The 14,147-nt window shown below is 70.8% G+C and carries 4 protein-coding genes; 3 read left to right on the forward strand and 1 reads right to left on the reverse strand.

What is annotated here, in order from left to right:
- Nucleotides 1-10: 10 nt before the first annotated feature.
- Complete coding sequence (locus FXF65_RS11060; RefSeq protein WP_148349667.1) at nucleotides 11-8,692, forward strand: LamG domain-containing protein; 8,682 nt, start codon at nucleotides 11-13, stop codon at nucleotides 8,690-8,692.
- Nucleotides 8,693-9,601: 909 nt separating this feature from the next.
- Here the strand turns inward: FXF65_RS11060 and FXF65_RS11065 are convergent.
- Nucleotides 9,602-10,450, reverse strand: a complete 849-nt coding sequence (locus FXF65_RS11065; RefSeq protein ID WP_187412220.1) for a pentapeptide repeat-containing protein — start codon at nucleotides 10,448-10,450, stop codon at nucleotides 9,602-9,604.
- A 452-nt stretch (nucleotides 10,451-10,902) separates the two neighbouring features.
- Here FXF65_RS11065 and FXF65_RS11070 point away from each other — a divergent pair, with 452 nt between their 5' ends.
- Nucleotides 10,903-11,508 (forward strand): hypothetical protein, encoded by a 606-nt coding sequence (locus FXF65_RS11070; protein WP_148349669.1) that lies wholly within the window; start codon nucleotides 10,903-10,905, stop codon nucleotides 11,506-11,508.
- Nucleotides 11,509-12,941: 1,433 nt separating this feature from the next.
- Nucleotides 12,942-13,658 (forward strand): hypothetical protein, encoded by a 717-nt coding sequence (locus FXF65_RS11075; protein WP_148349670.1) that lies wholly within the window; start codon nucleotides 12,942-12,944, stop codon nucleotides 13,656-13,658.
- Nucleotides 13,659-14,147: the final 489 nt, after the last annotated feature.

Consider the following 14,147-nt stretch of genomic DNA (forward strand, 5'->3'; position numbering starts at 1 on the left):
GGAGCAGCAGATGGCGAAACTTCCCGAGCTGCCGAAGCTGAGGATCGCGGGGCCCTTCTGGACGGCCGAGGCGGACGTGATCCGGCTGGCCGATCCGGCGACCAACTACGCGTTCCGTACCCTGTTCGTGGACATGACGCCGCGCGGGGCGATCGGCGAGGACGACGTGCTCCTACCGGGCTCGTGGCTGGCGCTGGTCTACGTCACCAGCGTCACGATCAGCCCGACGGGCGGGAGCACGCCGCAGTACGTGTGGAAGCGCAGCGGCACGAAGCCCGACGGTCACCTCCCGCCCCAGGCGATCCGGGCCGCGATCAGCGCGGGGACCGCCAGCCTGCTGCTCCTGCAGGCCCCGGCGGACGGGTGGCCCGCGAACATCGCGGGCAAGCTGCCGACGTTCACCTGCCTCGGCGGCGAGATCGTCCTCGACCCGATGACGGCCCAGAACAGCGCCACGCAGAAGCTGTACACGGCGCTCGGAATCGGGTCGGCGGCGATCACTGGGCGCACCGGTGCGGCCCGGCTGCTCGGCGCCCTCGCCGTCCACGCCGGAGGGCTCTCGGCCTTCGGCCAGGTCCGCCTGCTCTGGGACAGCGCGCCCGTCAACGCCGTGTTCCAGCTGGCCCGGGTCGTCCCCGACCCCGAGCCGACGCCGGGGACGAAGGTGCGCGGCTTCCGGATGACGATCGAGGCCGAGCGGCTGACGGACGCCGAGCGGGCGGCGATCATCGCCTCCTGGCGGCGGCTCAACCGCTACCTCAACCCGAACAACCCGCTCAACGGCCTCGTCGAGCCGGTGCCCGCGCCGGAGTGGGCGACCCTGGAGCTCGCCAACCCGCTCACCATCCCGCGCCTGTTCTGGGAGATCGCGCCCTGGCAGGAGCAGCCGGGGACGCGTCCGATCAGCTTCGCGGGCGACGAGTTCAGCGTGCTTCTCAGCGACCGCCGGCCCTACGACCCGTCGGCCCAGCCGGACACGCTCGCCCGGATCACGCCGACCAGCGCGCGCGTCGCCGTCGACGGCACGAACCTGCGGATGGAGCTGAAGGCCGGCGGCCCGCCCGCCGCGGCCACCGGCACGTTCAGCTACCAGGCCAGCCGCGACGCCGCCGTCTGGAGCGAGCGGGTCACCCTCGGCGCCACGACGCTCGCCTTCGACCCGAACGAGGCCGCGCGACGGCTCCGCGCCACGTTGCAGGTGCCCGAGCCGTCCTGGAGCCCGCCTCCGCCAGGCAAGACCGGGCCCGTCACCCCGACCGTGCTGTGGGGGTTCACTCCGCTGGACGACGGCTGGGCCCAGCTTCCGCTGCCCAACCTGTCCGAACAGATCTACCTGGACGCGGGCGTGGCGCAGGCGGAGCCCGTCCCGGCACCCGACAACCTGCTGCGCGGCGCCGTCAGCTTTGGCAACGACGACCCGTCCGGGCTCGGCCAGTTCCCCGGCGAGCAGCCCTGGAGCCTTACCCTCGCCGCGGCTCAGCGCATGACCGCTACCTGGGTGCTCGGTGCGATCACCGGGGGCTACCAGCTTCAGTCGGCCGATCTTGCGCTGGACGCGCCGGAGGTGGCGCTCAACGGCCTGTACTGGTTGAGCACCGAGGCGCCGACCGCCGCCGACGCCCTGCCCGACTTCGACGACTGGATCGGCGGCCTGACGACCGTACCCCTGCACACCGTCACCAGACGCGAGCTGTTCGCGCCCCTCGTCCGGCTCGCCTTCGAGGCGATCAGCTTCGCGTGGCGGAGCAAGCCCGCCCCCTCGGCCGGCCTCGGCCCCTGGGCGTTCCAGTACGGCGTTGACCCGGCGCTGCTCCGGGCCCTGGTGAACAGCGGCGCCCTGCCGTCCGACGTCGTCGGCGCCGCGCTGCCTCTCGTCTGGCGTCGCCACCCGAGCCTGCCGATGGTGCAGGCCCTCGCGCTCACCCAGAGCGTCACCCCGCCGAACGTGCCGATCGCCGGGCGGCAGCTCGTCCCGTTCGAGCTGCCGGTGACCCGCCAGGACGGCCTGGACCTGCCGAACGGCTGGCGCTTCACGGCGGAGGGCGCCACGGGCTGGCCGCTCTACGCGGGCGGTCGCTCGCCCGCCCGCGAATGGCTCGGATCGGACGAGGCGAAGCTGTACGACCTTCCCCTGGTGGCGCTCTCGCTGCCCGGGCTTGTGCTCGACCCGCGTCCGGACGGTGACCCGCCGCAGAACGACCTCGCGCTCGGCCTGCCCGTCCAGTACCGCTACGACCTTCCGTACACGGACGAGGTCCAGGCCCTGGCCCAGCTTCCCAAGATCCCCAAGGATCCTCGCGAGAGCACGCCGCTGCCCGACACGGCGCGGCCGGAGCCGCCGCGTCCGCTCAGCCGCGCGGACTACGCCGACCACTGGCGGCGCCTCGCCGAGCGCGCCGACCTCGCCGCCGCCGACGACGTGGCGGCCTTCGCCCGGCAGGACGGCCAGACCGTGCTGCGGCACCTGGCATCGGTCCACGCGTGGGCGGTCCGCGCCACGCTCGACCTTGAGGGCTATCCCGGCGAGCTCCGCCTGGACAACGCCGACCCCGCCGCGAGCGCCCCCCTGACGCTGGCGGGCGAGGCGGCCCTGCCCGGAGTCGGCGGCGACTTCGCCGACGGGGCGGGCGGGCTGCGCCGGCTGCCCGCGGACGCGCCACCGGACTCGGTCCAGTACCGGTTGACCGCCGGGAGCATGGCGGCCGGGCTCACCGGTGACGCCCGCTACGCCGACCAGCGCGGCCTGGCACGCGGCGCGAGCGTGCCCGCGTCCAACCTGATCCGGACCCCGGTGAGCCACCCCACCGGGGGTGACGTGCAACTGACCACCACGCGCTCGCCGCTCACCCTCGGCCACTCCACGGCAAGCTGGCAGCTGTGGTTCCGTGACCTGCCCGCCCAGGGCACCACCTTCACCAAGGCGTCCGCCCGATCGCCCAGGGCCGTCGACCTCGATCTCGACAGCAACGACCCCGAGGCGCGCAGCAGCGACTACGAGCACCGCACCGGGTACGAGTGGCGCCTGCGCCCGCTCGACGACGATCCGGACGCGCCCGCGCCCGGGCTCGACCTGTTCGGGCTCCAGTTCTTCCCGCTGGTGCTCGACCGTGTGGTCTTCGACGGCGACGGCGTGGCCAAGGTCGAGGTGATCGGGCGGTTGCAGCTCCCGGTGGCCGGGTCCGGCGCCGAGCAGATCGATCTGAGCAACTGCGTACGGCTGACCTTCTCCGCCAGCTCTGGCGGCGCCGCGCTGAACCTCAGCGCCGTCGGCCTCGTCGGCGACGTCCTGGAGTGGCCCCTCGCCGTCTCCGCCGGTGAGGCGGGCGACGCGCCGCGCCTGAGGGTCGGCGGGATCGCGCTGGCGTCCGGTGGCGCCGGGCTGACCGTCCAGCAGGTGCGGCTGTACTTCCACCTGTTCCGGGTGGAGTGGGCCGTCGGCCTGCCGCCGATCAGCTTCCCGAATCCCGCGACGCCGCCGTTCACCCTGCCCGGAGCGAACGGCCCGGACCCGATCGTCCCGCAGAAGGTCGCCCTCGGCCTCGACATGACCGGCGGCGCGCACACCCTGAACCTCACCATCGCTGTGCGGGTCGGCAGGCCGCCGTCGGACCTACAGGCTCTCTACCGCTTCGACGAGGGCAGCGGCGGCACCGTCCACGACTCCTCGGGCACGGGTGATCCGCTGCACCTGACCGCGGCCTCGACCCAGGGCATGAGCTGGGGCACGAGCGGCCTGACCCTCACCAAGCCGACGCTGATCCGCTCCGGGGCTCCCGCGACGAAGCTGACCGCCGCGGTGAAGGCGAGCAACGAGATCAGCGTCGAGGCGTGGGTGAAGCCCGTCACGGGCCTGCTGACGAACGGGCAGTTCAACATCGTCACCGTCTCCGCCGACGACGCGCACCGCAACGTGACCGTCCAGCAGCGCAAGGGGCTGCTCGAATCGTCCTTCGTGGACGTGTGGCTGCGTACCAGCACCACGTCCGAGGACGGCGCCCCCGACCTGGCCACCGACGCGGGCTCGCTCGGCGCCGACCTGACCCACGTGGCCTACACCCGCTCCGCCGACGGCAAGGCCCGGATCTACATCAACGGGGAGCCGGCGGCCGACGATGGCGCGGCCGGGACTCTCGCCGCGTGGAACGACCAGTTCGAGCTGGCCCTCGGCGATGAGTTCACGGGCGGACACGCCTGGCTCGGCACCTACCGCATGCTCGCCGTCTACAGCCGCGCCCTCAGTGCCGAGGAGGTGTCCGCGCGCTTCGCCTCGGGTCCGGCGACGGCGCCGCCCACGGCCACGGTCAGGGGAGAGGCCATCGCCGCCGCGCTGACCTTCAACCTGATGGCGGGGGGGGCCGACCGTTTCACGCTCGACACCGCGACCCTCTTCGGCGACCTCACCCTCGGTGTCACGCTGCCCGACGGCTCACCCGCCGCCCTGGCGGGCGACACGGCGCTGCAGTTCAGCTGGAACGGCTACAGCGCCCCGCAGCCCGAGAAGCTCCAGTTCCTGCCGGGCATGCGCCTGGCCGACGCCCAGACGCCCGGCCTGCGCGAGCGCGCCGCCCCCGGCTTCGCGACGGTCACGTTCCGCGCCACCGCCCGGCCGGACGACATCCCGAAGCTGCCGCTGACCGGCGCCTTCGTGGAGGCGCTGCTCCTTGCCCACTGGGGCCGCTCGCTGCACGACGTCGGCCCGAACGGGACCGCCCAGGCGGCGGAGCTGTACGGCTCCTCGGCCGGGGACCTCGTGGTCGGCTACACCTCGCGCCTGCAGGGTTCGGGCGTGCACAGCTCGGACTGGCAGGAGACCTTCCTGATCAACGGGATGCTGGCGGCGACCAACCTGGTCTCCTGGCCGCAGCAGCTCAACTACGACGCGGGCAACGCGCGGATCACCCTCCCGGCGGCCCGCACCGCCGGGGCCCCGCCCCTGACCCATCTGCGCCACACGATCAGGGTCCTGCTGAACCAGCACGAGGTGCCCGGCTCCGCCCTGACCGGCGCGCAGGGCCCGCTGCTGTTCACCTTCGCCCAGGGGCAGAGCTGGCAGACCCTGGGCCTCGTCGAGCACCAGCTCGTCGAGGTGACGCCCGGCGCCGACGGGAGCGGCGGGACGCTCGGCCGCGAGGCCCGCTGGACGGCCGTCCAGGAGGTGCGCCTGCTCGCGCCCCAGCGCGCCGCGCGGTTCCTGCGCGCCATGGCCGCCCGGGAGACCACCGACCCCGTCGAGGGCGTCAGCCCGCTCGGCAGCGTGGGCGGCGGCTACCTCGCCGCGGGCCTGTCGGCGCTGCTCGCCGACTCGGGGGCGGCGCTCGACGCGCTGCCCCCGGACACGCTGATCGTCGAGGCGAGCGCCCACCACCTGGTCCGGCTCACGCCCGTCGCGGACGGCGCGGCCACCACGCTGCAGTTCCTCCCGACCGGCAGCCAGGGCGCCCAGCTCAGCAGCCCCGCCGACTACGCGCCGAGCGACCCGACCGATCCGCGCTGGCTGCTGCTGACCATGCCCTTCCTCGGACGGCTCCAGGACCCGGCCCGTGACCTGGCGCAACCGGCGGCCGGGCAGCAGCCCAGCGCGCTGCGGACCGACCCGGTGCTGCTCATCTCCCGCCTGCGCGCCTCGGCCCCCACCACCGCGCTGCCCTCCCTGGCCCTCGTCCTCAGCGGCTGGGCCGACAACACCCCCATCGCCGTCACCCTCGCCGGCCTGGACACCGCGGTCGGACGCAGCTTCGCCCGGCTCGACTCGGTGGCCCTGGAGGAGAGCTGGTTCCGCGCGCAGAACCCGTCCCCGGAGCCGCAGGACGCGCTGCTGCAGAGCATCCTCGCCGCCCTTCCCGAGACACCGGCCCGGCTCAGCCGCCCGGTCGCCCTGCGCCAGGCGTTCGATCCGCGCCGTCCCTTCTACCCGCCCCGGCCCGGCGACCAGCCCGCGCTGGCCGAACCGTCGCCGTACGCCGACCCTGTCTGGCGCGAGGACGGGCTGCTGCTGACCCAGTCCGTGAGCACCGTGTCGCCGACCAACAAGCCGCCCTACGGCTGGACGCTCGCCGCCGCGCTCATCGCGAGCAGCGGGTTGCTCAGCCAGCCTCCCGCGGGCGGTCAGGGCCCGCGCCGCTATCCCGCGGCCACCCTCATCCCCGCGCCGCTCAAGCTCGCCGGGGCCGACAACCCGCGCCCGTTGAGCCTCGTCGTCAGCCCGTACCTGGGGCTCCAGTGGCGGCCCGCTCCGGCGGTCCCGGCGACCGGTGCGTCGCCGCTGCAGACCCGGCTGCTGCTGGCCGAGTTGCTCTGCCTCGCGCCCAGCACCATGCGGCTTCAGCCGGTGGCGAGCCGCATGTGGAGCGTCCAGCCCGACAACCCCGAACTGGCGGACGAGGCGCACCTGCGCGCCCAGGCGCAGGGGTGGGCCGTCCAGTCCCAGCGGCTGCTGGCGCCGGAGTCGCCGATCGCGGTGCTGCGTTACCGGACGATCAGCGACAACACGCGTCCGGACAACCTGGGGGAGGCGGCCCTGACCACCGGCTACGCCTTCGCCCTCGTCCGGGTGACGGCCGCGTCGCCGCTGGCGAAGCGGCTGTTCCGGATCCGTCCGGAGCTCGCCGGTCTGCGGTACCGCGAGGGTCAGTGCAACATCGCGGCGATCCCCGCGACGCCCCGCGACTTCGAGCTCGCGCCGCCGCAGACGGTCGGGGTGCAGCCGCTCTACCTCACCCAGCGCCCGGTGCGCGAGGACCTTCCGGCGTGGCCGTGGGGTCTCAGCGCGCTACGCGTCAGCGTGCACTACACCAAGGGGGAGCAGGGCGTCGTCGGCGCGGCCACTCCCGGCGCTTCGGGGCAGACGCTGTGGTGGCAGACCGTCCAGCGGACGGTGCAGTTTCGCTCGGCGCTGCACACCGACCGACCGGCCAGCGGCCTGCCGCGACGCTTCCGCGCGCCCGCCGTGAGCAGCCTGCTCCCCGCGCCGCCGAACCCGCCGCTGCCCGCGCTGACCGGGCCGGTGTTCGACCAGCCTGCCCTTCCCGAGCCGGACGACCAGGAGCCGGGCGTCCCCGCGGGCCTGGCGCTGGAGCGCTGGCAGCCGGTCCTTCCCGGCGGGTTGCGCTACTTGGTCAGCGGCGCGCGTGCCGGGGTGTTCGTCACGCTGCGCCACCACCTTCTGCGGCAGAGCGGCATCACCCTGGCGGGCGAGCGTCCGCGCCCGCGCGGCCTGGGCATGCTTTCCGGCGGGCTGCCCGTGGAGCATCGCGCGCCGCGTCCGGTGCCGCTGCCCGCCAACGCCGACGGGCGTCAGGGGGTCGCGCTGCGCACCTGGGCGAGCCACTTCGATCCTGGGAGGCTCGCCCTGGTCACGGCGTCCCCGGCGGACGAGGCGTTCCGCGCCGACTTCAACGACCCGCCGGAGAACCCGACCTACCGGCAGACCGCGCAGCGGCTGCGGCTGCACCTGGCCGCCGTCGAGCGCTACACGCTGGACGTGGGCTGGGACGGCGTCCTCACCTTCGTCTACCGGATCGACGGCAGCATCCCGCTGGTCGGCGGGCAGAAGCCGGACATACCGGAGAGCGGCATCCGTGACTGGGGCCTGGCCCTGGAACTCGTGGCCGCCGGACAGGTCACGGCGCTCGACGACATCACCACCCCGACGCTGGCGCTGACACCGGCCCTGCGGGCCCAGCTCGGCGCGGTCGGCGTGCCCCTGCCGGGCCCGGACGTCGACACCGTCGACACGGCGAAGCTCGCGATCCGCCAGTTCGGGCTGGCCGGCGACGCGAAGGCCCGCGCCGACAAGGCCCGCGAGCTGATCGCCGCCCTGCCGCCCGGAGCGGCGATGCTCGCGCGCGCCAAGGCACGGTTCGTCCCCCACCACCCCGGCGCGGAGCCGTATCACGACGGCTACAGCCATGTGCTGGGTTTCCCGCTCCGGGTGGCCGACCCGAACGCGCCCTTCCTGCCGCTCGCCCCGCGCCACGTCCATTTCGAGGACCCCGAGTACAACCGGCGCCTCGCCTCGCCCTCCGCCCACGTCAGCGTCCCGGTGCAGTTCCCCCAGCAACCGGGGGGCGGCACGAGCCCGCAGCGCGTCGTCACGCTCTCGGCGGAGCGGCGGGAGTGCAACCCGGACAGCACCCTCGCCCTGCGCTTCGACTGGGACGAGCCGCCGCCGGGCAGCCCGAGGGTCACGCTGACGCTCCAGAAGATCGACCTGGACCAGACGCCACGCGACCTGGTGGACCCGGACGCCACCGGCGGGCCGGTACAGCTCGACCCGGGGAAGCTGCATGAGCTTTCGCTGGCGGCGCTCCAGAAGCTGAACGGCCCGTTCACCCCTGGCGAGCGGCTGCGGCTCGTCCTGCACGTCGACTCGGGCCCGGTGAAGCCCGCCGTGGCGGTACTCGACATCACCATCGTCGAGGCCCCTGTGATCCCCGCGACGGAGGCGGCGTACGCGCTTCTGCGCGGCCAGACGGTCGGCGAGAGCACGCACGTCGAGTGTCCGCGCTTCGCCTGGGGGCCGGAGGCGCAGCGCGTCGAGCTCGTAAACCCGGCCGACCTGCGCACGGAGGTGGTGCGCCGACGCGCGGTGTTCCAGTACACCGACTCGACGCGCCCCGGCCGCGCGGAGGTCTACGCGATCCAGAAGGTCAGCCAGGCCGGGTCGACGCACATCCCGCTGCACAGCACCTGATCTGGGGTGAAAACCCGCTCGCCTATCTCTCAGGGAGAAGGCGGTTCATCGGGCGGCCGCGTGAGGGCCGCCGTGCTCGAGAGTGGGTTGATGTGACTCGCATTCTCCTTGGTTCGTACTGGCGATACTGCCTGCCCCTGCCGCGCTACGCGGGGCGCTGCAGAACCGAACGTACTTGCCACCTACAGGTGTGCGATCCGGCTCTGATCGTTGGCGAGCAACTCCGGAACTGACTCCCATTCCATTTCGACCGGCCACACAGGCGCCGCGATGACCGCCGCGGGCTCGAAACGCTCGCACTCGTTCAAGGGAACGTCAGCCCTTGGGGAAGATCCCGCCGGAGTCGCGGTTACAGGTCCACTGCCTCGATTCGCATATCGCGAGGCGGATCACGGGTTCGGTCAAGAATCTGGCGCTCAGAGGTGCCAAATACACCTCTGGCATGGGGAGGCTTCTCCTGTGGGGCTTATCGACGCGGGGACTCAAGCACGGGCCGCCCGGAGGGTGTCAAGCCACCTGCCGGCGGCTTGACATCCTCCGGCGCCCGCGCTCGTCCAGTCCCCGTCGATAAGCCCCGCAGGATCCGAACGAGATAGACGTAAGTGCGCCCCGCCATGTCCCGCCATGTCCCGCCATGTGGTTCCGCCCCACCTGCGGACCAGTGCGGGGTGCCTGCGCGTCAGTATCTGACGATCGCCCCCGGCTCTTCCAACGACCGCGAGATCCTCCCCCGGCCCCTACCCGAGGCATGGGCGGTGCACGGGCGTGGATGGGCCGTGTGCCGGGCAAAAGAGGCCAGCTGCTGCACCTCCGCCAGGTGGGCGCGATGACGCATCTGGCCCCGCTGACCTGGTCGCGCACCAGCGGCTATGCCTTCTCCGACGCCCCAGTCCTCAGCAACCGCGGGTATCACCCGCCGCGTGCGATCCCCTGCCCCACCGGACAGTCCCCAACAGCCGACGCCGAGACTCCCAAGTTCGCACCGCTCAATTTCGCATCACGCAGGTCCGCCTGGCTAAGGTTCGCCTCGCGCAGATCGGCCTCGTGGAGATTCGCGTTGCGCAGGTCGGTGTTGGTCAGGTGCGCAAAGGTCAGGCTCACCTGGTGTAGGTCCGCGTTACGCAGGAGCGCGCCACGCCAGTTCGCATAGCCGCCGGAGACGTAGCGGGGGATGCGGATGGCGTGCAGGTCCAGTCGTGCAACGGTCAGCAGGCCCGCCGAGTCCAGTGCACCGATTTCGAGGACGGGCTGGCGGCCCACCACGTCGAGCGCGGCTGTGACGTCGATGGCGGGCTCGGGGGGCAGGTCCTCGGCCTTGACCCGCGCAGACGGGTCGTGTTCGCGGACGAACGCGGCCAGGAGGCTGCGGATGGTGTAGTGGTCGCGAGTGGAGTCAGCGGCAATGCGTTCCAGGGCGTAGATCGCAGCAGTGCGGACCTCGGGTTTGGTGGAGCCGAGCTGTTCGGCCGCTCTGGTGTAGCGGTCGGTGATCTGGCTTTCTTTGGACGTGCGCAGTTCGTCCTGCCCCGCCTGAAGCGTCAGTGCTGTCGCAACCAGCCCGGCAGCGGTGAACAACACGCTGGCCAGGATCCCGACGCTGTTGAACCATTGGTGTCTGCTCTGGGTGCGTTGTTGACGTGCGCGTTCTTGACGCTGCAGCTCGCGATCATGGTGCTGCCGTTCCAGATCCAGCAACTCTAGCCGCCGGTCGGCCGGTATCGCGTCCAGCTCCGCCTGACCGGGGGGCCGCAGCCTCACCCGGTCGTTGTCGGGCGCTGGATCACCCGAGCCACCAGACGCAGGGTCTTCAGGTTCTACAGCGCCGCTCGACTCACTCACATCTGTTGTGACGCTCGAACGTCCGGCCACGCTGACGGACACCTGACCGCTTTGCGCCACCGCTCGGCTTGGGCATCTGGGTCGCTCATCGACTCCCAACAGTGGAGCCGGAACGCTTCACTCTTCGGTTCCAGGCACGTGCCGAAGCTTGATCGGCGGTCCGCGCGAGGCATCCAGTGATGGCGCGGAGATGGCGCAACAGGCACCTTCCCACCCCTAACCAGACCTCAGATCCCGCGATTGGCCCGCCGTTGACATCATCCGCAGGGGCCCCCGTGCGCGAATTACCTGCGTGGTCCGCGCGGGCCACTCATCGATCAGTGTCTACCTGATGTGGAGATCAGATGCGACCACGATTAGGCGCTGTCTTCGTGCTGCTGACCGCAGTGCTCGGAGGTTTGTTGTCCGGAGCAAGCGCTGCCCACGCGTCCGACCCCGTGTGCAGACCGAGTTTGCTCGGCACACCCAATGTCATTTGCACCGTCCCTTCGGATACCGACGGTCTGAGGATCGACTTCATTACATGGACGAAGAATGACAGCGACCTTCGCGAGTTCGACGACATCCGGCAGATCAACTTGAGTTGCACACCCGGCGAGACGTTCGTGATCGGGGTGACGGTCGGTTTTATCGAAGAGGTCGACCAGAACACGGGGAGCACTCCAGTCACGTGCCCGGGCAGCAGGCCGCCCGCGGCGTTGCGCATCGAGTCGGGCGAATGCAGCCGGGATCAGAACGGTCCGGGCTTTACCTGCCACGCCCGGTGGGCGGGCGGCGTGGACCCGGCCACCGCGTCCTGGCAGGTGACCACCCGCCGCCCGGCCCCTTACGTCATCACCGACGCCGGGGCCCGCGTGACCGAGGCGCACTTCTCCTGCAACTACAACCAGGCCGAGTCCGACTACCGCACCACGCTCACCGTCCGCGACGCGGTCGGCGCCCAGGCGAGTTGGTCCGCCTACGTGTGCGCCTGGTAGCACATCGCCCACGGTGGTGGTCGGACGGCGAGCCACCCGACCACCACCGTCAAAGCCGTCCCTGAACCTGATCTTGGTAGGAAAAGCGTCATCGCCAGAGGCGATACCGGCATGGGCGGTGTCCTCACGGCCCGCACCTCTACCACCGAGTGACCTATCACCGACCGGCCCCGCTTCACGAAACGGGGCCAGAGCCCAGATAGGACCGTCCTTGCCAGTCAGGGCATCAGTGGCCTCGCCTCGCTCATAGTGCATGGTCTCCGAGGCCAGCGGCGGGCCCCAGGATCGAAGCCGACGTTCTCGAACCGGCGTGTGAGCGCGAAGATGTTCCCAGTGGCGGTCCGCAGCGTTCCATCTCCGACTGGTCAGCATCGAGCTGCCGGAGAGCCGCCTCCACCATGGCCTCGCTGTACGCATCCCCACCAAAAGCCGGAGCTGAAAAGCCCCGATTCCCTCCCGGTAGGGGTGGGCGGTCTCGAAGCTGATGGTCACTCCTCGCAGGGCGCCCACTCTGATCAGGATGTTGGACGCAGACCAGACGAGACCGGCATGCATGGTCGGCTACGCGGTACTCAAACTCATCAACATTTCTGGCCCGTTGATCATTAACTGGTGCCCGAACCGGCCTATAAACGGTACTGCTTCTCGCTGGCAGAGCCAGCCGCAGACCGTTCACCGGGCAGAAGTCGGCGAAGGAGACGCATAGGAGCGGGCGGTGTCCAGACACCCGCGCTCACCTCACCCACTGAAGCTTCATCGAGCGGTACCCGTTCGCGCCTGGACCGGGCCACTCGTCCTCAGGCACCTCATCAATGGAGTGGGGTGGTAGCTGGTGCCGGTCTCCGGATGCCCACCGGTCACCTTGGCGGTCGCGGCGGTAGGCGCCATGAATCCGACCGCCAGGGCCGCGGTGAGGGCACTCTTCATGAACGTGGAAATACGCATTGGCGATTATCTGCAGGTGCGGTTCCCGTACCGGTGTCGGTCGGTTGTCCATGAGCCGACGGCCGACCAACGAACGTGCAGACCCGCCGCCCTGCGGGCAACATCGGGCCACGGCCGCAGGAAATGCTAAACAGGCCCCGGTCGTTAAGGCCGAAGCGTACGGAGCCGACGACGACCTCGATACGCACTACACACAAGGCTTTTCAGCACCGTGAGAGGGCAGCAGCCTCTACCGGGCACCCCCACGGTTGGTCGCCGAGAAGGTGGCCGAGCTTCGATCAATCCGGTCCGGCACCCACGGATAGGATAAGGACACCAGTCCGAAAGCGGCCTATCTCGATTTCGTCAGGGCGCGTGAACGGCCCCGCATGCCGGGCGATGCTGGACGGGTGAGACCCGTAGCGCGAAGACCTGTCCGGCATCATGGTAAACGGCACCGCCATTGGTCCCGCAGGCATCGACTGTGGCTGGGCGGTCTGCTATCGGCCGTGCTCGTCACAGTGCTCAGTACCGTGATCTTCACCGCCCTCCAACGCGGCGTCTCTCACATCACCGAATCTCCATTGCCGTTCTCAATGACCGTCCGGATGAACGAGGTCAGTGGCACGGGTCCCAGCTGCGGAAAGCTGTATCTGATCGATCGAACCGTTGAAGCGATGCCGCGGATTCCTGATAGTACGCCGCCCGACCGCTGGTGGAAGGCTCTCGGCGCGGTCGACGCCGAAGACACCACCATCGAGATCGTGCTCCAAGGGAACACCCCGAACGCGGTCGTACTCCGGAATCTGCAAGTAGAGGTGACACAACGCAGACCACCGGCCCGAACTGGCGCTGTGTACTCATCGGGACAATGCGGCGGGCCGATGGACCCACGCAAGTTCTCGGTGGATCTGGACCAATCGCCACCCAAGCCGGTGCCGCAGGCAGGCGCGAGCCAAGCCCCAGACGGCGCGGACATTGAGCAGCCGCCGATCAACTTCCCCTACAAGATTTCCGATGCCGATCCAGAGATCCTTATAGTCAGCGCCGACACCGCCCACTGCGACTGTTCCTGGCATCTCCTGCTGACCTGGTCTCAGACTGGCCAGCAGAAGACGAGCAGGGTCGATCTCAATGGCCAAGACTTCCGCACCACAGCCACTGAAGGGCTCCGACACTGGTGGTCACCTCGAAGCGACTATCCCTGGACCGCCGTCCAACCATAACGCGCGCTATTGACCGCCGGTCAGTTGCCGTCACGCAGCCACCGGGACCCGCCAAGATGCGACCGCCGCCCGAGATGCCTTCACCGCTGGCGGGAACCAGTACACCACCAACGTCGGCGAGTTGAGCCAGGCGCCCTCCTCAGAGCCGCTGGGTCGAGCGATCGGTGAACTGGACGAGCAGGACGCGCTCGCATTAGAGATCCACCAAGCGTTCCCCGCAGACACCGTGAGCACGTCCGGACAGGTGCCCGGTGCTGCCGGTGTACCTGCCCCGGCACAGGTTCGACGACCGGTTGCGCGCCGCCGTCGCGGGCGCGGCACAGAGCAGCCGCATGGTGGTGGTCGGAGACTCCTCCACGGGCAAGACGCGGGCGTGCTGGGAGGCGATCCGCGCCGAACTGCCCGACTGGCGAGTCTGGCACCCGCTGACCCCTGAACGACTGGCCGCGGTGGCCGAAGCGGTCCACGCCGGGCGGGTCGCCCCGCGGA

The organism is Actinomadura syzygii, assembly GCF_008085905.1.
Lineage (GTDB): Bacteria > Actinomycetota > Actinomycetes > Streptosporangiales > Streptosporangiaceae > Spirillospora > Spirillospora syzygii.